Annotated in this window: 28 protein-coding genes; 9 read left to right on the top strand and 19 right to left on the bottom strand. The window is 38.4% G+C overall.

The features are described from left to right. Window position 1: 1 nt before the first annotated feature. Window positions 2–448: a hypothetical protein gene (locus NSQ54_05250; GenBank protein ID WYP27517.1), complete on the top strand. Its 447-nt coding sequence runs from the start codon at window positions 2–4 to the stop codon at window positions 446–448. On the opposite strand, the gene NSQ54_05245 is transcribed toward NSQ54_05250, so the two are convergent. The 15 genes from NSQ54_05245 to NSQ54_05175 all read right to left on the bottom strand — a co-directional run bounded on the left by NSQ54_05245 (window position 449) and on the right by NSQ54_05175 (window position 14,621). Next, the gene (locus tag NSQ54_05245) at window positions 449–763 is read right to left on the bottom strand and encodes a hypothetical protein (GenBank protein ID WYP27516.1); all 315 of its coding nucleotides are present in this window, start codon (window positions 761–763) and stop codon (window positions 449–451) included. Window positions 764–993: 230 nt separating this feature from the next. Next, window positions 994–1,614, bottom strand: coding sequence for an SDR family oxidoreductase (locus NSQ54_05240; protein WYP27515.1), 621 nt, complete (start codon window positions 1,612–1,614; stop codon window positions 994–996). A gap of 114 nt (window positions 1,615–1,728) precedes the next feature. Further along, window positions 1,729–2,781, bottom strand: a complete 1,053-nt coding sequence (locus NSQ54_05235; GenBank protein WYP27514.1) for an aminotransferase class V-fold PLP-dependent enzyme — start codon at window positions 2,779–2,781, stop codon at window positions 1,729–1,731. A 179-nt stretch (window positions 2,782–2,960) separates the two neighbouring features. After that, window positions 2,961–3,275 carry a YxeA family protein gene (locus tag NSQ54_05230; protein ID WYP27513.1) on the bottom strand — a complete coding sequence of 105 codons (315 nt, stop codon included), beginning with the start codon at window positions 3,273–3,275 and terminating at the stop codon, window positions 2,961–2,963. Between the two features lie 15 nt (window positions 3,276–3,290). Further along, a complete protein-coding gene (locus NSQ54_05225) occupies window positions 3,291–5,195 on the bottom strand; it encodes an ABC transporter permease (protein ID WYP27512.1) in 1,905 nt (634 codons plus the stop codon). Between the two features lie 2 nt (window positions 5,196–5,197). Continuing rightward, on the bottom strand, window positions 5,198–5,971 hold the full coding sequence (locus NSQ54_05220) for an ABC transporter ATP-binding protein (GenBank protein WYP27511.1): 774 nt from the start codon (window positions 5,969–5,971) through the stop codon (window positions 5,198–5,200). Between the two features lie 168 nt (window positions 5,972–6,139). Then, complete coding sequence (locus NSQ54_05215; protein WYP27510.1) at window positions 6,140–7,177, bottom strand: sensor histidine kinase; 1,038 nt, start codon at window positions 7,175–7,177, stop codon at window positions 6,140–6,142. Between the two features lie 11 nt (window positions 7,178–7,188). Further along, window positions 7,189–7,872, bottom strand: coding sequence for a response regulator transcription factor (locus NSQ54_05210; protein ID WYP27509.1), 684 nt, complete (start codon window positions 7,870–7,872; stop codon window positions 7,189–7,191). 43 nt (window positions 7,873–7,915) lie between these two features. Beyond that, on the bottom strand, window positions 7,916–8,305 hold the full coding sequence (locus NSQ54_05205; protein ID WYP27508.1) for a hypothetical protein: 390 nt from the start codon (window positions 8,303–8,305) through the stop codon (window positions 7,916–7,918). 346 nt (window positions 8,306–8,651) lie between these two features. Further along, the gene (locus NSQ54_05200) at window positions 8,652–10,310 is read right to left on the bottom strand and encodes a nucleoside recognition domain-containing protein (protein ID WYP27507.1); all 1,659 of its coding nucleotides are present in this window, start codon (window positions 10,308–10,310) and stop codon (window positions 8,652–8,654) included. 14 nt (window positions 10,311–10,324) lie between these two features. Continuing rightward, window positions 10,325–11,443, bottom strand: coding sequence for an NAD(P)/FAD-dependent oxidoreductase (locus NSQ54_05195; GenBank protein WYP27506.1), 1,119 nt, complete (start codon window positions 11,441–11,443; stop codon window positions 10,325–10,327). Between the two features lie 31 nt (window positions 11,444–11,474). Next, complete coding sequence (locus tag NSQ54_05190; protein ID WYP27505.1) at window positions 11,475–11,723, bottom strand: hypothetical protein; 249 nt, start codon at window positions 11,721–11,723, stop codon at window positions 11,475–11,477. A gap of 186 nt (window positions 11,724–11,909) precedes the next feature. Continuing rightward, window positions 11,910–12,902 carry a ZinT/AdcA family metal-binding protein gene (locus NSQ54_05185; protein ID WYP27504.1) on the bottom strand — a complete coding sequence of 331 codons (993 nt, stop codon included), beginning with the start codon at window positions 12,900–12,902 and terminating at the stop codon, window positions 11,910–11,912. A 126-nt stretch (window positions 12,903–13,028) separates the two neighbouring features. After that, complete coding sequence (locus NSQ54_05180; GenBank protein ID WYP27503.1) at window positions 13,029–13,469, bottom strand: Fur family transcriptional regulator; 441 nt, start codon at window positions 13,467–13,469, stop codon at window positions 13,029–13,031. 15 nt (window positions 13,470–13,484) lie between these two features. Continuing rightward, window positions 13,485–14,621, bottom strand: coding sequence for an FAD/NAD(P)-binding protein (locus NSQ54_05175; GenBank protein ID WYP27502.1), 1,137 nt, complete (start codon window positions 14,619–14,621; stop codon window positions 13,485–13,487). Between the two features lie 217 nt (window positions 14,622–14,838). On the opposite strand from NSQ54_05175, the gene NSQ54_05170 reads away from it, so the two are divergent. The 4 genes from NSQ54_05170 (at window position 14,839) to NSQ54_05155 (ending at window position 19,047) form a co-directional block, all read left to right on the top strand. Beyond that, entirely contained in the window at window positions 14,839–15,816 is a 978-nt protein-coding gene (locus NSQ54_05170; GenBank protein WYP27501.1) for a metal-binding protein ZinT, read from the top strand. Window positions 15,817–15,894: 78 nt separating this feature from the next. Then, complete coding sequence (locus NSQ54_05165) at window positions 15,895–17,475, top strand: zinc ABC transporter substrate-binding protein (GenBank protein WYP27500.1); 1,581 nt, start codon at window positions 15,895–15,897, stop codon at window positions 17,473–17,475. A 94-nt stretch (window positions 17,476–17,569) separates the two neighbouring features. After that, a complete protein-coding gene (locus NSQ54_05160; GenBank protein WYP27499.1) occupies window positions 17,570–18,277 on the top strand; it encodes a metal ABC transporter ATP-binding protein in 708 nt (235 codons plus the stop codon). Next, window positions 18,223–19,047, top strand: a complete 825-nt coding sequence (locus tag NSQ54_05155) for a metal ABC transporter permease (protein WYP27498.1) — start codon at window positions 18,223–18,225, stop codon at window positions 19,045–19,047. Before NSQ54_05160 ends, NSQ54_05155 begins: the two co-directional genes overlap by 55 nt. Before the next feature lie 69 nt (window positions 19,048–19,116). Here the strand turns inward: NSQ54_05155 and NSQ54_05150 are convergent, their stop codons facing one another. The 3 genes from NSQ54_05150 to NSQ54_05140 form a co-directional block, all read right to left on the bottom strand. Continuing rightward, entirely contained in the window at window positions 19,117–20,298 is a 1,182-nt protein-coding gene (locus NSQ54_05150) for an ABC transporter permease (GenBank protein ID WYP27497.1), read from the bottom strand. 81 nt (window positions 20,299–20,379) lie between these two features. Next, entirely contained in the window at window positions 20,380–20,964 is a 585-nt protein-coding gene (locus NSQ54_05145; protein ID WYP27496.1) for a TetR/AcrR family transcriptional regulator, read from the bottom strand. 75 nt (window positions 20,965–21,039) lie between these two features. Then, window positions 21,040–21,495 (bottom strand): flavodoxin, encoded by a 456-nt coding sequence (locus NSQ54_05140; protein WYP27495.1) that lies wholly within the window; start codon window positions 21,493–21,495, stop codon window positions 21,040–21,042. A 125-nt stretch (window positions 21,496–21,620) separates the two neighbouring features. On the opposite strand from NSQ54_05140, the gene NSQ54_05135 reads away from it, so the two are divergent. The 4 genes from NSQ54_05135 (at window position 21,621) to NSQ54_05120 (ending at window position 24,116) form a co-directional block, all read left to right on the top strand. After that, complete coding sequence (locus NSQ54_05135) at window positions 21,621–22,157, top strand: hypothetical protein (GenBank protein ID WYP27494.1); 537 nt, start codon at window positions 21,621–21,623, stop codon at window positions 22,155–22,157. Between the two features lie 19 nt (window positions 22,158–22,176). Then, window positions 22,177–22,689, top strand: a complete 513-nt coding sequence (locus tag NSQ54_05130) for a hypothetical protein (GenBank protein ID WYP27493.1) — start codon at window positions 22,177–22,179, stop codon at window positions 22,687–22,689. Between the two features lie 86 nt (window positions 22,690–22,775). Beyond that, on the top strand, window positions 22,776–23,579 hold the full coding sequence (locus tag NSQ54_05125) for a hypothetical protein (protein ID WYP27492.1): 804 nt from the start codon (window positions 22,776–22,778) through the stop codon (window positions 23,577–23,579). Window positions 23,580–23,660: 81 nt separating this feature from the next. Further along, window positions 23,661–24,116, top strand: coding sequence for a DinB family protein (locus tag NSQ54_05120; GenBank protein WYP27491.1), 456 nt, complete (start codon window positions 23,661–23,663; stop codon window positions 24,114–24,116). Window positions 24,117–24,572: 456 nt separating this feature from the next. Here NSQ54_05120 and NSQ54_05115 read toward each other — a convergent pair whose 3' ends face one another. Then, window positions 24,573–24,794 (bottom strand): hypothetical protein, encoded by a 222-nt coding sequence (locus tag NSQ54_05115; protein WYP27490.1) that lies wholly within the window; start codon window positions 24,792–24,794, stop codon window positions 24,573–24,575. Window positions 24,795–25,026: the final 232 nt, after the last annotated feature.

Genomic DNA, 25,026 nt, shown 5'->3' with positions numbered 1-25,026 from the left:
TATGAAAAAAAAGCTTTTAAATTTAGGACTTGCTGGAGCACTAGTATCTACTTTTAGTCTTACTCCTTATGCTGCTACTACTGCTAGTGCTGCAAACAATAGTGAAGAAGAGATTATAGTACCAGTAGAGGACGATAATGTAGTTGAAACTCAAGGAAAAGCAACTATAACTATTAAGGCTGCTAAAGAGTTAATCGAAAAGAATAAAACAAAGATCGATAATGCAATAGAAAAAGCTATTTATGCTATTCCAGGATTATCAGATGAAAATAAAAAGAAATGGGCAGGTACCATTACCGCAGTTGGTATTGCTAAATACTTAGGAGAAGTAACAGGTGCAGCTGATACCGCCGAAGATGCTGTTACGGATTATCTAACAGATACTTTAGGGGTTCCAAGCGTTGTTGCAACCCCAGTAGTTAAAACTGTATTCTTCATTGTCTTGTAATTAATAGAATATAACTCGTATTGAGCAGCTTATTAGACAGAGAGTCAGTATGCTGCTCAATACTATGTATAAAAACTTTTCAAACCCTTTTGAAGTGGTTATATTTGAGTAAAACAACATAATTAATATTAGATCGAGAGCTGCGACTACTACAAAATATATAGAGTTATCGGCAAAATAACTCCTATCAAAAATTCCGACAAGATTCATTAAAAAAATAGGTAAAAATAAAATTGTATTCACAATCATATTTCCTTTAGAAGCTTTTTTTTCAATTGATTTATCTGTTTTAATTGGGCTCTTTTCACTTTTCATTTTGTATTTACTCCTTTTAACTCATATACTCTGATGAATACTTTTTTACTAATTCCCATTCTGATAGAAATTAATCAGCGTTATGAAGACACTGTAGCGGCGCCCTTTCCTCGGAAGGGACTAAGGCCGTTCTTGTGGGTACGAGGGATTCTCCTGTAGCGGATTTGGTGCTATTTTCGTGTTTTGCTCACTACATTAACGTTTTGTCCCAGCCACGTTTCAATTCATTTTTAATACGCAATCCCAACACGCGCACGTATATACGATGGATCCGTCAGCTGATCATATGCAAATTCGGCTGTATCCTTAACTGAAATCTTTACCCCTTGATTTGGCAGGAAATCCTTCTCTACTCTGTACTTCCCTATCCGTTCTCCATCAGGCAAATAGGTTGGACACACAATGGTCCATTCGAGATTCGATTGCTCAAGAGTCTGATACGCTTTATGATGTTCTTCAGCTGCACGAGTTGTTTTACGCTTTGATTCAGGTGATTGATAACGTAAAAGCTCTGGGTGAGTTCGACTTTGCAAAATGCCTGCAGTGCCAATGGTGATGATTCGCTTGATTCCTGCATCCTCCATCGCTTCTAGTATCAAAGGCGTACTTTCTGATAAGGTTGTTGTTCCATCTGTGCTGAGTGCACTAATGACCACATCTACTTCTGCCATTGCAGTCTGTAAGTCTTCTTTGTTTAACACATTGCCTTTTACCGTATATAGATGTTCATCACGATTTTCCACCTTATCTGGATTACGCACGAGTACGGTTACTTGGTGGTTATCCTTTAAAGCGAATTGAAGTAATTCGCTACCCACTCGACCTGTTGCACCTAAAATAAGGATCTTCATACGTCCACTCCCTTTTACGACTATGGAAATCATTTTACCCGTTTATTTTACGAATCACACTAAAAACGGCGAACAATCTATTCTACCAGATCGTTCGCCGTCTTCACTATTTGCTTAATGCACTGCAGTTAACTGACATTTTTTAATATCTTGAATGAAGGCTTCCACATGTTCTTTTTTTGTCGCGTAGCTTGTGCAGATTCGTACCACGCTATGGGTATCCCCTATCTTTTCCCATAGGTTGAAAGAATAGTGTTTACCGAGCACCGCTAAGACTTCATTAGGCAAGACTGGAAACTGTTGATTCGTTTTAGAGTCATACTTTAAAGAGAATCCTCCTTCAACAAACGCTTCTCTGATCATTAACGCCATATCCACTGCATGCTTCGAAATACGTAGATATAGGCCATCTTCAAACAGGGTTTCAAACTGAATTCCGAGTAATCTCCCTTTTGCCAGTAGGCCGCCTCGTTGTTTGATTAAATAACGAAAATCCTTCTTCAGACGTTCATTTGTAATTACAACAGCTTCACCGAACAATGCGCCTATTTTCGTTCCCCCTATGTAAAAAACATCACAGAGTCTTGCGATATCTTCTAACGTGAGATCCGTCCCCTCAGAGACCAAGCCATACCCTAGTCTTGCCCCATCTAGAAATAATGGCAGCTCGCACTCTTGACATACTCGTTGTAATTCCTCAAGTTCTGTCCTGCTGTAGGTGGTTCCCATTTCAGTCGGATGCGAAATGTAGACCATCCCTGGCTGTACCCTATGCTCAGGCGTCCCTTGGCTCATATGTGCATCATACATTTCTTTCACCTGAGCTGCTCGAACTTTACCATCTTCACTTGGTACGGTAAGCACCTTATGACCCGTCGATTCAATGGCTCCCGTCTCAAGACCGGCAATGTGACCTGTTGTTGCAGAGACCACTCCTTGATGAGGACGTAGAATAGATGAAATGACCGTTGTATTTGTTTGAGTTCCCCCAACTAAAAAGTGAACATCTGCATCGCTTGCATTACACGCTTTTCTTATATCATTTCTAGCTTTCTCACAATATTCATCGGTTCCATATCCAGCGGTTTGTTCTTCATTGGTTTCCACCATTCGCTTAAGTATTCTTTCATGGGCACCTTCACTGTAATCATTTTCAAATCGTATCATAGATCATTCTCCTCCAACCTTGGCTAAACACTCAAATGACTAGCACAGAAGCATGGAATTATTTTATGATTCCATTCTATCATGTATTCTCACAGAATAGACAAACTAATTACTCTGTTTTCGTGGAAAAGTCATTTTTGAAAGTGCTTCCTTCGTTGTTAGAGGATGATTTGGCTCTTTTATGGCATTCTCTCTTTATCGATCAGCTCATATTCCTCAGTATAAGATCCTTTAGCTAACACTCTTACAAAGGTTCCATGATCAAGTGTTGCGCTTGTGCTAAACACAACTCTTTTAGTCTCTCCCTCTTCATTTACACCTTGCAAACGATATTTGTATCTTCCGTTATCATCTGCTGGTGCCTCTTGGACCTCTACATAGACATACTCTTGGGAAATGAGCGGATTAAATCGATCAAAGGTTTCGCGAAAGACAAGATATACACTTGCTACTGCCACAATCAAAATCAAAGCCGTTATTAACACTTTTTTCATCATACATTCTCCTTTCTATAGAGCACCCTTAACGATTCGTTTGTAATACTCGATCGTGAGGAGTGCAAAGAGTAAGTAGATTACAATGTAAGCTAACATACTTATAATGATCGGGGTAATCATGCTTGTCGCCATAAGAACGGAACCAACATTTAATGCAAAAGCAGCATGCACCAATCCAACGATAAGAGGAATGAGATAAACAAACATCTGTTTACGGATAATCCCGCGAAGAATATCACTTACTTGAAATCCAAGTTGCCGTAATGTTCGGTAGTGACTTGTTTCTTGCTCGGCTTCTGTCATTTGTTTGAAGTATAAGATACTGCCCGTTGAAAGAATAAACACAAAGCCAAGTAACCCTGCAATAAAGATAAGGAGACCAAAGGTTTGGAGAGATTCTTTGTAGGCAGAATGGAAGTCTGTTATGAATACGTCAGGATCCACATTTGATAAAAAGATAGCAGATGCGGTTTCAGCATGTTCTTTATCTTCTAACTGAAATATGTCAAAGCTCGATAAATCTGTCGTCTCATCCATCTCTAGTTCATCCTCAATACTTCTAAAGGTCCCCTCAGAAACAACAATCTGTTCCCCATAAAATCGATAATTCATGACATTCTCAAGCTTAAATTCAGTCACATCAATTTGACTGGCATCTGCGTATTCAATCGATTTTGGTAAGGATGTATCGTTTCCTTCAATAATTGCTCTCGTATTGTAATGGATGGCCTCCCCTGAATTAGGGATGTCAACATCTAATCCTGCCTGTATCAACTGCTCTGCGGAGAAGAGCATAAATGCTCGATCTAGAGTTGTATCCTGGTTAAGCCATGTCCCTTCAAACCGTAAAGCCTCTAATTGTTCGGTCTCATATTCAATTCCTGCTTCTTCTAATTGAACGGATATTTGTTCGGCTTCCTCCTGCATATCTTCTAAGGCAAAATCAAAGGGCATCGCAAGCCTGACATCTTCTTCGGTTGAATAATACAGAGAATACGAGAGAGAAATCATCGTAATGGTCATAGCAGAAAGCACCGTAATGAGCGTTAACGAATTAGCGTGTCCTTTTATCCGGTGCATAAATGATGCGACTGAAAGGCTATGATACAAGCCAAGGTGACCATTTTTCTTTTTTCGAAATGAGTTAAATAACCAACTGATGGTTGTATGAAAGAGCAAATAGGTTCCAAAAATGGTACTTGCCAACACAATGAGCATGAGAAACATTAATAGATCTGCATGCTCTACAATGAAGGTGGATATATAATAGCCAAACCCAATTAGCACAATCCCACTTATCCCAAGAAGAATGGATACGATACTTGGCTGCTTAACTACTTCCTCTTTTCTATGACTCGCCTGAAATAACTGTAGCAACGTACTTCGATAAATCGTCCAAATCACCTGTAGGGATGTGAGTAAAAGCAAACACGTAAAAACAGCAAGCGTTTGTATGACGGCTCTTCCTGAGAAAGGAAGGCCAATTACTGTTTCAAGACCAATCATATTCATGAAAAGAAGCATAAAAAGTCTTGAGAGAACCGTACCAACGATCAATCCAATTCCTAAGGCACACAGTCCAAGAACAGCATGTTCTGTAATGAATACTCGCGCAACCCAAGCCTTAGACAGGCCAATCAGTTGATACAATCCAATTTCCTGACTACGCCTCCTGATAAAAATACTCGTCGCATACATTGTAAACACCATGGTAATCAAGATGAGTAAAATTCCTGCTACCTGAAAGCTTGTTGAAAAGTTCATACTTGCTTGATTCATCTCAACAATCAATTGGTCATTTTGAAGAGTAGAAAAGATATAATACATGCTGATGCTAATGATCATCGCGAAAAAATAGAGGTAATACATATTAATATTCTTTCGCATACTTCGAAAAATTAGCTTCTGTGTGTTCATATCTACTTCCCCCCACCAAGAACGGCTTGCATGTCTAAGATATCCTTAAAAAAGGATTCCCTTGTTTTTTCTCCGCGGTACAGTTCTGAAAAAATCTGTCCATCCTTTAAAAAGATGACTCGGTTGCAATAGCTTGAGGCGAGTGGATCATGTGTAACCATCACGATCGTTACTTTTCGTACGTGGTTAATTTCATGTAAGTTTTCAAGTAGGTTTGAAGCTGCTTTTGAATCTAGAGCGCCCGTTGGTTCATCGGCAAAAACAAGAGAAGGCGAATGAATGAGAGCCCGCGCTGCAGAAGTCCGTTGCTTCTGACCTCCAGAGATTTCAGTAGGATACTTGTTTGCTAAGCCTGAGATTCCGAGCAGTCCTGCAATCGCCTGAAACTCTCTCTCTGCCTGATCTTTACTTACCTTAGTAAGTGAAACAGGCAAAAGAATATTCTCTTTTACGGTTAATGTATCAAGCAAATTATAATCCTGAAAAATAAATCCTAAGTGACGACGACGAATAGTTGATAGGTGTCGATCCTTCAGCTTGGATATCTCATCGTCATTAATAAAGATCCGTCCTTCTGTGGCACGATCAATTGTTGCTAATGTATTTAGGAGAGTTGTTTTACCTGAGCCTGATGGACCCATAATGCCAACAAATTCACCTTCTAATACTCGAAGGTCAACCCCTTTTAATACTTTCTGTGCACTGCCCTTTGTTCCAAAGGATTTACGTACACCTTCTGCAAGGAGAACGGTTCTTGGTGATTCATGAGAATTCATGTTACACACTCCAATCTAGTTGATCTATATACAGTGTAAATACAATTTCGCTCAAAATCGCATCAATTAGATGATAAAAAAGGATTCAATGTGATATTTTTATCACGTTGACGCTATGTAAAAAAGGAGCCAGGCCAAACGAATGACCTGACTCCTGCAAGATGTCTGTTACATTGATGATCGTCTGATTTGATTAAACGAATGTGTCTTGGTGAAAATCATGGAGACAGATGTACCTTCATCTAAACCGGACGCAACGTGAAGCTCAAACTGCAGCTTTTTGCTAATCTCTCGAGCAAGATACAAACCCATTCCTGTTGCCCCGTGCTGCACTCGTCCATTTTCCCCCGTATAGCCTCGATCGAATATACGCGGCAAGTCATGAGCTTTAATTCCTGGTCCGTCGTCTTTTATGGTGACCATCACAGATTGCTCATCGTACTGCTCGGTGTGAATGGTTATTGTTCTACCAACCGGGCTGTATTTTATCGCATTGGTTAAAAGCTGCCGTATTACAAACCCACACCACTTTTTATCTGTATAGACATTAGACGAAGGATTTCCTGTTAGTTGAATGGCTAAATCTTTATCATGACACCAACTGAATAACTCACGAATCTCCGCTTGTAGCAGTGTTTTTACTTCAAGCTGTTCTGGGAGAAGATCCGTTTTCAGGGTCGCAAGTCTTGATATGTAGAGCTGTCTGTCTAGCAATAAATGCATCTTCAACCAATTAGCTTGAAGACGTTGGGCTAATTCATTTGAGCGGTGAGCATCTAATGTAATCTTCATTGCCGTTAAGGGTGTTTTCATTTCGTGAACCCACGCTGCAAGATCGGTCTGGCTAGCTTGATTTGTAGCATCATTCTCATTACGTTTCATTTGTTCGTACTCATGAACATGTTGCAAAATAGAATAGATTGCTCCGTCCGGATATCGTTTTTTCGGATAAGGAATGTTTTCAAACCATCCCTCTTCTACTTCATTCATTTGAGAGGACAAGTTCTTGTAATAGTTCATTTCTTTTGTGTATCGAACGAGTAAGAATACAACGGAGGAGAGTAGAAACAATCCATTTAAATAAAGAATTGAAATCAACTCTATTTGAATTCCTGAGTCAACGAATAATAGGGTATTGGTCAGCAGAAGCAGTGATCCGATGAAACCAATCCAACTCTTCTTATATATGAGATATGAACCAAACAAGACGTACCCTCCTAAAGTGTGACAGCCATGTAGCCAAGCCCTTTTTTAGTCACAATTCCATCAGCTAATTGAATCGTAGAAAGCTTTTGCCTCAGCCTTGTTAGATTGGCAGTGAGCGTATTGTCATTAATATATTGATCATCATCCCAAAGCATTTTCATTAGTTCGTTACGCGAGATGATTTGATTCGATGATTTAACGAGAACGGAAAGGATAAAGAACTCATTCTTTGTAAGATCGACGGATGTTCCATTCTTATAAATGTCGCCTCTTTTTAAATCAATGATTGCTTGATTCCATTCAATCACATCAGCTTGTGCCTCTTCATACGTGTACGTTCGACGAAGGATCGCATTCACCTTTGCAAGAAGAACGTCCATATGAAAGGGCTTCTGAACATAATCATCTGCCCCAGAATTCATCGCCATAATCATGTCCATCGGATGGTCTCTCGACGAAAGAAAAAGAATTGGCACCTTAGACACTGCCCGAATTTCTCTGCACCAGTGAAACCCATCAAACTGAGGTAACTGTATATCAATCATCACAAGATGCGGCTTATTTGCAACAAAGCCTTCCATCACATTTGAGAAATCATTTGGACTACTAACCGTGAAGCTCCATTGCCTTAAACCTTCTGTTAAGGCTTCTAAAAGGTGAATATCGTCTTCAATGATGAAGATGTTCCTGTTCATGTCGCGGCCTCCTTTGCTTATTCGGAAGTGAGTACAGACTAAATCAATTAGATAACAATTCTTCAAGACTCATATCTGTTTTAATTACATATCCCTTGTATAAGAGGTGCATATTATCTGTGTGTAAATAATAGAGTTCCTCCGTTGAGTGGCTCTCTTCAAGTTCGAGAATGATCGGTAGTCCCGAATCTTCAAATGACATTTCATCTGTTTCGCTTCTAGGACATTGATTGACTTTTTCTATGAATGAATCGATCTCATCCGCGTCGGATACGATCATTTCACCTTGATCTGAATGAACAACCATTGAACTAAAGCCTGCATTCAATAGCTTACTTTGAAACACATTGTTACAAGTGTTATACGCATAGATAGCAACACCACTAGTGATGATAAAAAGAACAGACGTTAGGTAAAAAATCTTCTTTGCCATAACATTCCTCTATTCTCTATTTTTCTATTAGGATATCACACTATTTTGTTGGATTCGTCTTCTCTTTAGTCGATATCGATTTTTTAACAAACTAAGTAAGAAAGAATGAGTAGATACCAAGAAAACGAGTTGAAATACATCTATCCTAGGCAAAAATACATCGTAAAATCTGTAAATACATCGAGTATTATATGTAATACATCCAGTTTAGCTGCAATACATCCGAATACCTGTCGAATACATCGGATCCGCTCAGATTCGTCCACTAATAAAAGCCAGATGAATCCATTCATTCATCTGGCTCACTTTTTATTTCGTTACAACGACTGGCGATTGGTAGTTATTTTTAAAATACTTTAAGATGAAGGGCCACGGCTAAGTTAAGGATCAACAGTATAACCATAGAAGAAACAATTGATGTTATGAATTGCTTTACAAAAAGTGAAAGTGCAATTCGACCTTTTAACTCTTTAACTATAGTCCAAAGTGTAACCAAACAAGCGGACAGTGTTGACGCAAGATAAACGAGTACAAAAATTGTCCCCGCAGACATCATATTTAATAATGCACCGTTTCCTTCATTGAATAGAAGAATACCATCTTTACGGATCATCGAGAAGATAAGACCTGCACTTGCTTCAGGAGGAGCTCCAATCATAGTCATGACAGGAGTCACTATTCCAGTCAAATAAGTCAGGATATGTGTATAATCTAATAGTGCAGCTATTAAACATATCATTAAAAAGATAGGCATAGCTTGAGTAAGAAATTGAGAAATTACACTTTTCACTCTAAAGAAGACTCCTTGATATGACGGCTTTTGTAAAAAGGTTCTTTGAGTCTTAAAGTACCTAGCCCATTTGATATCCTTGATCGGAAACCAAATTCGGTTATGAAGGACACCTACTATAAATAAAGTTAAAAGATAAGGTATAAAGAGCCATTGTAACTGAGCGACCTGAAAAATAGAAAGAGTGGCTCCAATTTGATAACTACATGCTGAGCCAAAAGAAAGTAGGGAAACACATTGTTTTCTAGTTTTAAGGCTACAACCACGAGTTTGATGAACAGCTACCACATTGCAACCAAAGCCCGTTAAAATTGGTACAAGATCCTGTCCATGTAACCCAATTTTTTTCATCCACGGGTCAAGAGTATCGATAATTTGATCTTTAATTCCCGCATCATCTGTTATCGCACTTGCAATAGATATAAATAGCACTACAGGAAAAGCCCAAATAAATGAATACAGACCTAAAGTAAAAAGTCCATAGTCTCCCGCAAACAAAATTTGCAAAAATTCCGGCCAGTTTGTTGAAAGAGCAATGACTGGATTAATAACTACTTGTTTAATAAGATCCTCAGTTACACTAGAGAAATGGTAAGCTAGAAATATTGGTAGACCAAACATAAGAAAGATGGACAGTATAGCAAGTGGTACGCCTAGTATTCTATTCTCATACCAATTTTTTTTAGGATGAGTAGGATCAATGTGAATACTAGCTAGTTTGTTCCTGGCATCAAGAGTAAGACTTTTACCTTCCTTTATTGATGTAATAATCTGTTGACGTCTCTGCTTCGTTTTATCAGTTGGACTTAAAAACACGACATTTAACTTATGTCTGATCACATAGTTCTTTAATTTATTCCTAGTTGATTCTGTCATGCGATCAACAAATGTGACAAGTAACGTTGAACAAAAGGAACCTTTTGCTAAGAGAGGCCTTAAGAATTCAAACTCTTCCTGAAAATGTGTTCCCTTAATCGTAAGGAGAACATGATCGGCTCGATTAATTTCCTCCCTGACTGCATGATATGTTTCACTGTCATCCATCCGAAGACCTGGAGTATCTACAACCGTAAAAGAATCAAGCTTTTGCTCCTTTAAATAGACGGTAGATCCTTTTGCATTCACTTCTTCCCCTGTGCGTTGCTCTGTTAAAAATGAAAATAGACTTGTTTTGCCAACAGATTCAAGTCCAACAAGGACAACTCGTTGGTTCATTCGAGAAGCTTCGTTTAGCATTCGCAATCTACTTCGCAGCAGGAAAGATCATCAGCAATCATTTGATTCTCTCGGTAATCTTTTAACACGTTTTGGTCTATTTTTATTGACCACTTATTCAAAAGGTGTTCAATCATTACAGCATATCTTGCTCTAAACTTATATATAAAACAAAAGATAGCTGAATCGTGTTCAACACTTGGGCCAGCAACAAACAGGTTTTTGATGAGGGTAGATTCATCCGCCTCTTCACTAAGCTTTGGTTTACCGTTTTCCTTCCACTCAAAAAATTCCTGAATTTGTTCAACACCTGATTTAAAACCAGTTGCTAGGATCGGTTGCATCTGAGAAGATAATGTCTGTCCATTTTGAAGGTGAATCGAATATCCATCTTGCTCTAATCTAATTTCCTCTACTTTCACTCCCTCTAGAAACTGAATCCGTCCTTGTGCTACTTCCTTTTGAATTCTTTCAAAGGTGTAGGGAGATATCGTTCTACTTGGATCTGCAGCGAAATCCTTTAGATGTCCTTCTAGAAGAACCGTTACCTTGCTTCCGTTGGATGCAAGATGATAAGCAGCATCCATTCCACTTTCTCCACCACCGATTATGTAACGTTGACCAATCTCCAACTCTTTATAGGATTGAATGAATCCACTAGGGACACCGTATCTAGAACCTAGAATTCCATCTGTTTTAGGGAAGTGAAATTCTCCAGTTGCCCAAATTAACGCATCACATGTCCAATCCCCCTGTGACGTTTCAAGTGTAAAGCGACCATTCGTTTTTTCAACATGAAGGACAGCATACCCCTCTTCAACATTTACTTCAAAATGATCCGCTAGTAATCTTAAGTACTCACCATACTCTAATCCTGACAAATGCTCTTTTCTAAAAGAATATGCTGGTGAAGTACCTGGCGTAATAGCATTTAAATCAAGCGCACCAAATCCCTGGCCTGTAAATGAAGGTGTGATAAGCTTCATTTCTTTTGGCCAATTTAAAAAGGATGATCCAATTTGGTCAGCCTCTAAAATGGTGTACGAGTGAAAGTTCAACTTTTCTAACAAAATACCCAGCCCAATACCTGCTGGTCCGGCACCAACAATAATTAACCTCTTATACTGACTCACTATTTATCCCTCCAACAATCTAAACAACTTGTTATTGATTCATCCTGATATAAAGCTTAGCCATATATTCTAAGTACTGATGTATGTGTTCTTCATTAGGTTCCATTTGCTCAAATATTTCATACAGTACATCAATCTCATCCTCACTTGCATCAATCATTTCACGAATAATAAATTCACTATCCATAAAGTGTAGAGAGTGATTCACTACAAGATGATATCTCTTGTGGTTCTGTACGTGTTGCTCTAAATAATTTTTTACTTCAACTCTATTTGACAAATGTCTTCCCTTCCCTCAAATCGTAATAATTACGTTTTAGTGATGTAAGTATACTCGATTTAATTTGAAAAACACAGGGAGTTTTTACTGAATCGAGATTTTATATTAATCGAACTTTTTTCTCACAGACGTAAACATACAAAAAAACGACGATGATCATCGTCGTTTTTCAAGAGATATAAATCATTAATGAGCTAGCATATCTCTAACAACTCCTGCAGCATCTAAGCTAGAAGGATAGTAGGTTGGGAAATGGGAACGTTCAGCTAAAAGTGCATCGCGGTCCTCTCCGAAGTACAAGTGAAAGTGATGCGCAGGAGTAGGATTAATATTATGGTCGCTAAATATCATATACGTAGGCATTTCATCTGTATCATCTTGGCGCTTATATACAAATCGAACTTGTCTGTTTCCGGCATCACGTTCTAAAATTTCATAGCCATCTGAAGCATATTCAGCCGTTACTTCTTTGCCATCATTGTAATGGAACGTAAATGAGTCATTAGTTATAACCACTCTATCTACATCCGTTTCATATGCAGAAGTATAATGCTCGATCATTTCTTCTTTGTTTCGTTCATCACTTTTTTCTGCTCTTACTTCCATGACTTCGTCTAGATCACCCTCTATAAGGTATGGATAGACTGACTGCCAATCTCCCGCATAATCAGATAGTTCTCTATCTTCTACTTCATCATAATAAAAGAATCCTTCATAAATTCGTTTAGTTACATCGTCATGACCATGGTGATCGTCAATTGCAATAGTCAGAGGCTGACTTTCAGATACAACATTTTCTTCTTCATCAAGTAAACGAACTAAAACCTGCTGCCCATCTTCTTCTGCCGTACTAGAATACGTATTGGTACTGTTATCTAGTACATCTTCCCATGCTTCCTCATTAGTAGCGTCTCCACCTGGAGGTAGTGTGTACCAGTGCCAATGGTTAGAATCCAGATCCCCTTCTGTAGTAGCAGTTAATTCTACAGTGTCACCTGTATGATAATGGTCAGCTAAACCAACTACAGTAAGTGTTCCAGGAATGGATTCTTCCTGATCCTCGTTGTTAACCTGTTCCTGATTGTCATTTGTACTCTCAACAGAATCACTTGACTGACAACCTCCTAATAACGAAGCTAAAATGATAACGCTTAAACTACTAACATACAAACTTTTCATTGATACTCCTTTCTTAAATCGTAATACTTACGATTTAAGAGTATAGTAAACGTTTATTTAAAGTCAAGTGTTCGTTTTAACATGACCTTTGTTTCGCTTTCTCCCCAACAATTCTATGCCGTATGATTAATCAGTCTTCTCAATACAGTTCGAGCAAATCCCAGAAAGGTTTGATTGAAATTCATGCAATTGATATCTTGTTTCTTGGAAAATAAGGTGTTTCATTTTTTCTGAAAAACGTAAACTATATACATCTTCAATGCTGCCACACTCTGTACACACAATATGTAGATGAGAATGATCTTCGACAATTTCATACCTAGAGGGTGAGGCCGCATCTCCACTAACTATTTTTCGAACGACTTTTTTTTCCTCAAACAAAGATAGATTATGATAGACGTTGCCAAGACTCGTTGAGGTGTATTTACGTACAATTGCTTCATGAATTTGTTGTGCAGTAGGATGAATATGAGCTTGTGCAGCGATATAGCACAGAATCTCTTTACGTTGATCGGTTGACTTAATTTTATTGTTTCGTAATAGCTGGTGACATGCCTCTAAATCCATCAATTTCAACTCCTACTAAAGACTCTTAACAATTCGTTCTGATCCCCTTTTTGCTCCTGCAATGTTTCTAGACATTGGCCCTAATTCAAGCTCTGCCAGCCCTCCTATACAGTACAAGTTAGGCAACCATTGAAGCTTTTTGTCTAGTATGGGATACCCACATTCACTTAACGGTACTTTCTCTTTTAAGAATGTGGACGCACACTCTGTTCCTAATGGGTTGGATTGAAAGCCCGTTGCAAGAATCACAGTTTTTGCTTTGGCACATAATTCACGAAACGAATTTGTATGCGTAATCGATAATGCTCCGGAAGCAACACTATGATATAGACTCTTCTTAAATTCGGCTGTAATTGATCCTTTTTCCTTTGCAGAGCTTATAACATTTCTTCGTTTTTCATAACAATGTATCCGTTGATATATTTGATCCTTTTCTTCACTAAGCCAGCTTAAATCGGTCTCAAAGTCGCTGACTTTTAAAGGCTGTCTTGTTGCTAGTGTGACATGCCCTTGCGAAGCATCCGCGTATTTTAAAGCTAAATGAGCACCAGTAAGTCCACCCCCACAAATTAAGATTGGTCCCTTTTTGTTCTCCACTTTGAATGAATGATCAAAGACATGAGAAATATCTTTGCCTGCCTTTTGTTCAGTTCTTGCCCATTCTGGCCAGTTTGGTTTTTCTGAATTCCCAATAGCTAAAACGACGTTAGTTGCTTTGAACATTTGTTGCGATTGAGTCATGTCTACGACAAGCTGCCAGCTATCGGTTAGTTTTTCTAATGAAATAAGCCGTCCTTTTATCCAAGACTTCATAATTTGAGTATCTTGCAACGTTTTTTGGGTGTGCTGGTTAAAAAGCGATAGTGAGGGTCGGTCATGTGGCTGACTAAAGGCTGACTCCCTATTATCCGCATGACTTTCGACAAACTGTTCAAGAGATGCATTAAACACATCAATATGATGAGATACAGGTGAACGTAAGTAAGACATACCAATTCGGCTTGTATATTGTCGCCAAAGCTCCATCGGATCACTATGAGGATCTATCACACATATATCCTCAGCTGATGCTTTTTTCTTTTTAATGAGGTAGTTAAACAGCGTACAACCCTGCACTCCTCCCCCAATGATGGCCCACTTCACATCATTCACTCACTTTCCTCATCTGCTTTAATCGTAATAATTACGATTTATCGATTTAGGACTAATAATAGCTATTATTTTTCTTAACGTCAATATTGTTTTAGAAGGTGAGTACAACAAATTTTAAAATACTCTCTTGACAATATGGGAAAATCTCTATATTCTTTAAAACGTAATGATTACGATCGTAATTATTACGATTAATAAGTATAAGGGGAGATATTATTTGAAGAAATTGTCTTTATTATCATTCGTACTAGCTTTACAAGTGGCGCTTGTTGCTTGCGGTTCTGAAAGTGAATCAACTACATCGTCGACAGAAGCTGATAATAATACGGCCTCAGAAGAATCTGAAACAGTTGATTCTGCAGATATTGAAATTGAAGGATTAGCTCACCATTATCACACAGGTGATCAAATCGAATTAACTGCTGCGTTAAGTGAAGATGTTGATTACGATCATTGGCACTGGTACACAAAAGAAGATGAGCAAGCTGAATGGGAAGCTGCTTCCGGTCAAGAGGGAGATACATTCTCTGAAGAAGCCACTACTGATGGGTTACATATAAAAGCAACTCTTTATGATAATGACCATGAAGTATTTGCAGAATCTGAGCCTGTGGTTATTGAAATTGATGATCATCATGGTCACGATGAAGATAGCAAGCAAATCTATCAAGGATACTTTGAAGATGATCAGGTTAAGGACCGTGAATTATCTGACTGGGAAGGTGATTGGCAATCAGTTTATCCTTACCTTGAGAGCGGAGAACTTGATGAAGTATTCGAACATAAAGCAGACCATGGAGACATGACAGCTGAGGAATATAAAGACTACTATTCTGTAGGTTATGAAACCGATGTAGAACGCATTGTGATTAATGATGGGAATGTTACATTCTATCAAAATGGTGAAGAAGCATCAGGCGATTATATATATGATGGGTATGAAATTCTTACCTATGAAAAAGGAAATCGAGGGGTTCGCTTTATTTATAAATTAGCAGATGCTGAAGCATCAGAAGATCTACCTCAGTACATTCAATTCAGTGATCACATTATTTTCCCTACTGACTCTCATCACTTCCATCTATACTGGGGTGATGATCGTGAAGAATTATTAAACGAAGTCACACATTGGCCAACATACTATCCTTCTGAATTAGATGGCGATGGTATTGTTAGAGACTTATTAGCTCATTAAAAAAAAAAGGGAGAGGAAAAGCTAGCACTTTTTCAATCCCTTTTTCCATTATCAACATAAATTAAAGGAGTGAAAGTGATGAATCGAAACTGGCTTAAAACAATGGCTGTTACAGGTTCTGTAACAGCCTTTTTGTTTGGCTGTCAGGCACAAAACGGCGATCAACAGGAATCATCGGATAATGAAACAGGTGATCTTTCTGTAGTGACCTCCTTCCTACCAATGTATGAATTCACTAAAGAAATAGCCGGTGAGCGTGCGGAAGTCAAATTACTCGTATCTGAAGGACAAGATGCTCATCATTTCGAGCCTAGTGCTCAAGATGTAGCTACTGTAAGTGAAGCTGATGTATTTGTATATAGTAGTGAAGAAATGGAATTTTGGGTGGAAAGTTTATTTAATAGTATTGAAAATGATAGCTTAGTAATTGCACGAGCTGCAGATGGAGTAGAAGGCTTTGGGCATGCTCATGACCACAGCGAACACGAACACGATAATCATGAGCACGGACATTCGGATGACCTTCATATCCATGGAGTTTCTGATCATTACCATACAGGTGGAGATCTTGAGCTTACAGCCGAGCTTGGAGAAGACGTAGATTATGACCACTGGCATTGGTATCAGCGTACAGATGAAAACGCTGAATGGCAACCAATCTCTGGACAAAGCACAGATACCTTAAGCATGGAAGTTCCTGAGGAAAGTTTTGAAGTTCAAGCAATTCTCTATGATAATGATCACGAAATATATGCTGAGTCAGACGCAGTAGAAATTGTTGTTGATAATCATGAGCATAGTGACCACGAGCACGGTGATGATCATGAGCACGGAGAGCATGATCATGGAAACGGTGAAGCAGCAATTACCGTTACTGGGGTAGCTGACCATTACCATACAGGTGATGTCGTATCACTTGTTGCTGAAACCGAAGAAGATGTTGATTTTGATCACTGGCACTGGTTTATGAGAGCAGACGAAAATCAAGAGTGGGAAGCTGTATCAGGACAAGAATCTAATCGTTTTGAGTATAAAACAACAGGTGAAAGTTTTGAATTGAAGGCTGAACTCTACAACGATGACCACGAAGTATATGCTGAATCAGCACCTATTTCAATCTTTATTGATGATCATGAAAATGCTGATCCTCACATTTGGCTTGACCCTGTCCTTGCACAAGATCAAGTAGTCATCATTCGTGATGCATTAATTGAAGCAGATCCTGATGGAAAAGAAACGTATGAAGAAAATGCAGAAACCTTCATAAACGAGCTTAAATCGTTGGATGAGGATTACCAGTCTACTCTAGCGGATGCTGAGAACCGCACGTTTGTTGTGCAACACCAAGCTTTTGGTTACTTAGCAAACCGTTATAATTTAGAGCAAATTGCTGTCGGTGGACTTTCTACTGAGGTTGAACCAAGTCCTTCTCGTATTGCTGAAATTGGCGAGCTTGTAAAAGAGAATGATGTACCGGTTATTTACTTCCAGCAAGGAGCAAACTCTTCAATTGCTCAAACTGTAGCAACTGAAACAAATACAGAAACAGCTCCACTTTATGATCTAGAAGTACTAACTGATGAATTAAAAGAAAAAGAGCTGAGTTACATCGCTGCCATGCGTGAGAACCTGGAGTCATTGCAGTTAAGTGTTAATTAATAAGAAGAAAAAAATAAGCTTGGCTAGACTATCTTAGATTGTAAGGTAGTAAGCCAAGCTTATTACCTTGTTATGAAGAAAGGTAGGTTTTATGATGTCCTACGTAAAAGTAGAAGATTTAGCATATCACTATGAGCACGATCCCGTACTTACAAATATATCATTTGAACTTAATCCCGGAGATTTTGTGATGTTAACAGGGGAAAATGGTGCAGCCAAAACAACGTTGATACGAAGCATTTTAGGCTTATTAAAACCAACGGTAGGCAACGTGAAGCTAGCTACTAAAAATCGTGAAGGAAAGCGATTAATTGTCGGCTACGTTCCTCAGCAAGTCGCATCTTTTAATGTTGGGTTTCCAAGTACTGTTATAGAGCTTGTACAGTCAGGGCGCTATCAACGAGGAAAATGGTTTAAACGTTTAGATCAAACAGACAGAGAGCAAGTGAGACGCTCTCTTGAATCTGTCGGCATGTGGGACATGCGCAACAAAAAAGTAGGAGAACTCTCAGGTGGTCAAAAACAACGCATTTCCATTGCTCGTGTGTTCGCTACAGACCCTGATCTCTTCATTCTTGATGAACCTACGACGGGGATGGACGCAAGATCACGTGAAGAGTTCTACAAACTATTAAAGCATAACTGTGAAAAGCATGGTAAAGGTATTCTAATGGTATCTCATGATCATGATGAGCTACGTAAATATTGCAATAAGCACATAGAGTTAGTTCGGAAGGAGGGAATGCCATGGAGATGTTTCTCTATGGATTCATGCAAAGAGCTTTCCAAGCCGCATTCCTAATTTCACTCATTGCTCCATTACTCGGCCTCTTCCTTATTTTACGAAGGCAATCTCTTATGGCTGATACCCTCTCTCACGTTTCCTTAGCTGGTGTTGCTTTAGGGTTTCTATTGAGTGTAAACCCTACCTGGACAAACTTGCTAGTTGTAGTCGTTGTTGCGGTTCTACTCGAGCTCCTTCGAATGGTTTATCGAACCTATTCTGAAGTATCCATCGCAATCTTAATGTCTACTGGAATGGCACTTGCCTTATTTATGATGAGTTTTCATCAAGGAAGTACAACGATTTCAATTAACCAATTTCTTTTTGGATCCATCGTAACGATTAGTGCAGAGCAAGTGTCAGTGCTTTACATTCTTGCAGGCTTGATTATTTGCTTGTATGTAGTGTTTCGGAAGGCAATGTATGTCATGGTGTTTGATGAAGAAACAGCCTTCACCTCGGGATTACCAATCAAGACGATGTCTATTTTGTTTAATATCCTGACTGGGGTAACAATCGCGATCATTATGCCCATTGTAGGTGCCCTACTCGTATCAGCTATTCTACTATTACCTGCAGCGATCTCTATGCGTATTGGCAAGCGTTTTGCCACTACCATTATAATTGGAATACCAATTGCGTTAATTGCGATGACTAGTGGATTAATTACTTCGTATACGTACAGCACTCCACCTGGAGCAACGATTACATTAATTCTTGTTTCAATTCTATGTTTGGTTATACTTTTGAAGAAATTGTTTATCCGCCGTACCCCACGTCAAGTTTAATCGAACTCGATAAAAATGCTTCACAAAAAACCGGATGACTTCACATCCGGTTTTCTTTAGATCTATACGTTATTTTGCTACAGCGACTGGCGCTTGTTTTTTCAAAGCAATTCTAGCCATACAAATCGCAAGAGCCACTGCCATAATTAGTATTAAAGGCATAAACTCCTGTGTTACACCCGTGCCTCCAAAGATAACGGTAAAATATCCATCGGCTGCATATGTTGCAGGTAAAATACTAGATACGGTTTGATAGAAAGTTGAAAGCATCGCAATCGGCACAATAACGCCTGATGTGACCAGTTGCATCGAAAGTAGAACGATATTCCCCATCATTCCAGATGGTCCGAATAAGATTAAGAATACCTGCGAAACGATTAAGAAAGATAAGAAGACTAAGAATTGATAGAACCACACCGTCCAGAATGGAAGAGTGACTTGAATATCAAACAACGCAATCAGTCCGTACGTTAAGAAAGCAAGACCTGCACTTACAAGTACATTTAATAGTTGACGCGACCAGAACACACTCCATTTTCTAAAGCCTTGACGGTTAAGCGTGATATCGGCAATCTGAATCTGCATGTTCATCGTCATTGACCCTACAAATGAAGCAAGGACTAACATCATCGGAATCATCGTAGCTGCAAAGCCTTCTGTATCGTTAATCTTGTTTATGTTTGCTTGAATTGGAGCAACATCAACTGTTTCTAATGCTGTTGTTAGTTCCTCTCCAATTGCTGCAACTGCTTGCTCCGGTAACCCGCTTTCTTCAAGCTGTGTGGTCAGTTGCTCTCCACCCATGACAAGCTGTTGTTTCGCTACTTGCTCGTTCACCGTTGTTGTAAACTTCGTCGCGATCTGCTCGAGTGCCTGTTTTCCAACCGTAGCAGATGCTTGGTTAATAGAATAAGTGATTTCGGCTTTCTCATCTGATCTCAACACGTCTGTGAAATTGTCTGGAATATGGACAATCATTTGTATCTCACGATTGTTTAGAGCCTCTGTTGCCTCGTCCGCTGACATGGAAGTATCAATGGTAAGCGGTAAGTTTTGTTTAATCTGTTCAGCCACCATTTGTCCTGTTTGTTCATCTTCATTAATAAGCGCTACGTTAAGCTCTGTGATTCTCTCTTGTACCCCGTCGTACGCTGTTAACCAGACAAAAAAGAATACAAGCTGGAACACCAATGCCGTGACAATTCCTGCTTTTGTTTGTGGAAGCTTAAGTAACTGTTTAAACGTATTCATTCTGTTTCCCCAATCCTAACTATTAATGTAAGTACTTACTTGCATTTATTTTCTTAAGAAAAAGCATTCATTTGAATGCTTTTAAGGTGAGATACCTCTTACAAAAAGCTGAACACTTCCTTTTAGAAATGTCTCATCAGGCAAAGCCGTCACTATATCCCCAAATCTGGCTTTGGAGATAAAATAACCAAAGTTCATCCAGATAAATTGAAGGGCCAATTGTTCGCAATCGATTGAGATAATAAGCTCTCGATCCTTCATCTTTTCAAAGTATTGAGTTAAGTAACGTTTAAACTCAATGGGACCTCGTGAAATCTCATCGTTTAATTCTTCAATCTTATAAAATTCCTTAAACCCCAGCATTACAAAATCCTCTATACTTCGCATAAAATCAAGATAGCCCTTCGCAATTTTATAAAGATCAGACTCAAGATCCCATTCGATTGACTGATCAATGACTCCTTTTAAGTCAGGACCAAATCTTTGACCTTCTACGACTTTTTCAAGGATTGTTTGCTTATTTCCAAAGTGTCTAAAAAGCGTAACCTCATTGCACCCTGCCTTTTCAGCAATTAAACGAGTGGTTGTTCCCTGGTAGCCATGCTCCTTTAACAGCTCGAGTGCAGCACTGAGAATTCGCTTCTTTGTCTTATCCTTTGCTGACATATCTGTCCATCCTTTAAAGAAATGCAAGTAGTTACTTGCATATTACCCGACAGTCACAGGTTCGTCAACTAAAGATTAAGCGTGAATCATCATCTTTTTGATAAACTCTTCTACAAACCTGTCGCACGCCTGAAAATCTTCCTCTGTCTCAGGTGTGAACTCGATCTTCAATCCTTCAGTAGTAAGAGCAGCTCCTCGTTCAACTAACTTCTTTTCAAATGTATGTACGGCTTCACAAAATTCTGGGTAGACCGTATCGCCAGAACCAAACACAGCAGCTTGTTTACCCGTTAAGTCCACATCATCCATTGCTGCGTAAAAGTCATCTGCCTCATACGGTAAGTCTCCGTCTCCCCATGTATAAGAACCAATGATGATACCATCATATTCAGTTAGATTGGTCGGATCATACTCCTCCATTTCCTCTTGATCAACAACAAATCCTCGTTCACGTAATTTTCCTGTTATTAAATCAGCGATATCCTCTGTATTACCAGACATACTTGCAAAAACTAATACGATTTTAGACATCGACTCACCCTCTCCTTCACATTCTTGCTACCTTCATTCTAATGAGAATGAGAATTATTTTCAACTATAAATTTGTATTTAACTCTTTCCGTTTGAAGGTATTGGAATTTTAAGGAGTTGATTGGATGTGGCCGAACAAGGAGCAGAGAAAAGAAAATCGAAAAAAAGCTCGAGAAAGACAGCATTGGTCTACTTTCCTTATCATAGGTATAGCTGTTTTTATGAACAATGGATTTATTTTAGAAAGAAACCGACCTGATGTACTTATTTACACAATCATCGGTATCATAACAGGTTTGATCCCCCTGCTTTCCATTTGGCATGCTCGCAAAAGTCAGGAGCAGCGTAGACGTCTGGCTACAAAAGAAGCGTCTGAAGTTGCATTTACAATGGCCGCGTTACTTTTCACATCCATCTTCATTGGCTTATTACATGAAACGGTCGAACTAACCTTAAATCGGCTTGTCGCTGGCCTCCTTACAGTTGGCTTCTGGATTTTCTTTGGCATCGTCAGTCGTATTGTGTATAAGCGACTATTAATCGTACAAAATGCTTCTGCGATTAAAGATAAACATGATAAGAAAACATTTTATAGGCAACTCACTACTGCAGGTTGTGCATATGTCATTTTTATTTTTGTCATGTTTTATTGGATCTTTTAAATGAGAGGAAGTGATGGATATGAGTAAGAATGATCCGATTCCTTATTACGATGAACAAAGTAAGCTTCATCTTCTATATGTCTTTCCATGTATCACGTCTATACAGATCATACGCTTTCCATTAACGGACCTTTTTGCAATTGTCTTTGTAAGCCTAACGATCGTGCTCACTCTCATCCCATTTTTCGTTATACTCAGGTGGAACAACGAACATCAAAAAGATAGCTGGAATCGGGTAGTTGTTAAACGACTACGAGATACGTCGTTTAGCTTAATAATTGCCTTTGTTGCACTCGCTATCATGTTTTTATTCACTGACTACTACTTTATTTATTGGAGTACATTCAGCTTTTACTTTTTTCTCTGGCTTGTTTTTCTTCTTTATTATCACTTCCTTTATCAGAAGCTGCTATCGATCCAAAACGTCTCTTCTTCTGTTGATGCTAAGAGGTGGCGTGAGGATTGGCCTAAAGATGTAAGTATTTTGGTTGTTTGTTTGGTTATTATTGGGGTTGTTGTTTATTTGAATTAGTTGAGTGGGGGATTTTATAATCGGTTAGCTTATGTTCGAAGATAGAACATGATACAACAAGACGAAACTGAAAAAGGAGTTATCTGATGAGAAAATTAAAAGCATTCTCTTTTATGTCTATTGCCTCTCTATCCATTTTATCTGCTTGCAATACTCCCAGCGATGAACGTTCTGCATCGAGAGATAACGATTCTGGTGAGGCTTCTAATTCAGCGGAATTAGAGGAAGAAAATACTTCTCTGACGGAAGAAGAGGTATTACAAGAAACCGTAAAACAACTAGATACAAATATACCTATTTGGGCACCAGCATCGTTGGATTTATCAGAGGAACACCACCTAACAGCAACAACCAATTCTACTAATACCTCGTATGAAGTTGAATTGTTTTCTTTAGATGAGCCAACATCAATAAACAATGAAGCTCTGTCGGATGAGGATCCCTTTTTCCTTTTTAGTTCTAGCACATTTGAGAACCAAGAAGCAGCTATTGATCATATACAATCTGAACTAGACGGTTATTTAACCTTTGAAAGTGAAACAGAAAAGGTTGACTTAGGTTATGACATTACGGGTCAAGTTCAAGCAGGAACAGGGCACAGTGGTGTCGCATGGAATGAAGGAATTTGGGAACTACGCTCGATAGCAAGTGGAGATCAAATTAAAGAGGCTGAACCTCTCGCAAAAGAAGTGGTGGATTTACTTGAGGAAATTACTTTACCAGCTCCAGACGAATTAGGAACGGTTTTTATTAACCAAGATCAAGAAGAAGGTACATTAACTGAACTGTACTGGCAAAAAGATTCTCAGGTATTTAAAGCTCAGTCCACGTCATTGGCGCCTGAGGATGTGTTAAAAATTGTTTCTACTATGGAAGAATGGAGAAGTTAGCAGGGTTCAATACTATTTGTGTATAGAGTCTACAATTAAGCTCATATTAGAGTATTGCTTTATAAAAAAGGAGGTAAGAATATGAATGTGAAAGATGTGTTTTTAGCACAAATTCATTCATGTCGTGAAAATACTTGGTTTGTCTCGTTACTTAACTCAATTGATGGACTTACCGAAGAGCAAGCTAATTGGAAACCAAGTGAAACATCCAATTCCATTTCTGAAATAGTTAATCACCTTATATTCTATAATCAACGTTACTTAAACAGGTTTAAAAACATACCAAACGAAAAATTTGATGATACCAATACGTTTATAAACTCAGAAGGCTTGAATTGGAATGAGATTGTAAAGAGGATCACTACTATTATGTCTGAATGGAAGAACGTTGTAGAAGATGCAGATGCCCAAACACTCGATGACAAAGCATCTGACCTTGCCCATCTTACTATTCATACAACATACCATACCGGACAAATTCTTTATATTAGGAAGTTACAGGGGACATGGAATCCCCAAAATGGTGTAGAAGGATAAATTCATCTTCAGCTAACGGGCCAGTCAAAAAAACTACTCTTTGATAAATTTGTACATTGATGTATATAATGAGCCAAATTGCGATAACAGCGTAATTTGGTTTTATGAAGCTAATCCACAATTTGCTAATCTAATAATATAAAATAAAAAGACAAGATTTTAAACGTTCTTGTCTTTTTATTTTGTTTTTCTTAGAGTGCACGTATAAATTGATTAAATCGAATCTTCCCTTAGTGTATCTAAAGCGCTATTTTGAGATTTAAGTGTTTTTTTAATAAGCATTGTTTTTCGCATTTCCGTTTTTCGTGCCAATACATTGTGTTCGCCTATTCTCTTATTAGTTTCATACATGATCTTACTATTTCTGATGTGTGAAGGTACCTTCACACAAAGCAATACGATAATGGCAATAATGAGTAGCAGAAATATAAAAATTTTAAGTGTCTCCATACAATCCTACTTTCTTTCACTCTTTAACTTCTCAATTTTTGCAGTTAATTCCTCCTGCTTTTCCAACAAGGTTTCCAGCAATTCTGTTTGCATCTGTCGTTCTTTTTGCGCTTTAATAACAAGTTTTTCATTTTTCTCACTTGTTTTCTTTAAGTTGTTTGTTAATTTAAAGATGGCCATAATACAAAATGTTACAAAGATAATAGCGATTAAAATAGTCGTATCCATAATTGACCTCCATGTGTGTGTATAAAATTCTTGATCTGCTTTTAACTATATTAAATCAACATTACCATACCCAAAACGAATGGCATAAGGTTTCAATTTAATCATAAGATTGTTTTTCTGTATAGTTTAACAACAATCATTGAAACACTGTAAAAGAGTAAAATGGTACTAAAAAGTGAAACTACTAATAAGCTAAATTCATTCAACTCGTTTAAACACGGTATCTTGATTT

The organism is Alkalihalobacillus sp. FSL W8-0930 (assembly GCA_037965595.1).
In the GTDB taxonomy this organism is placed as follows: domain Bacteria; phylum Bacillota; class Bacilli; order Bacillales; family Bacillaceae_D; genus Alkalicoccobacillus.
This window is presented reverse-complemented; position numbering and strand designations above follow the sequence as displayed.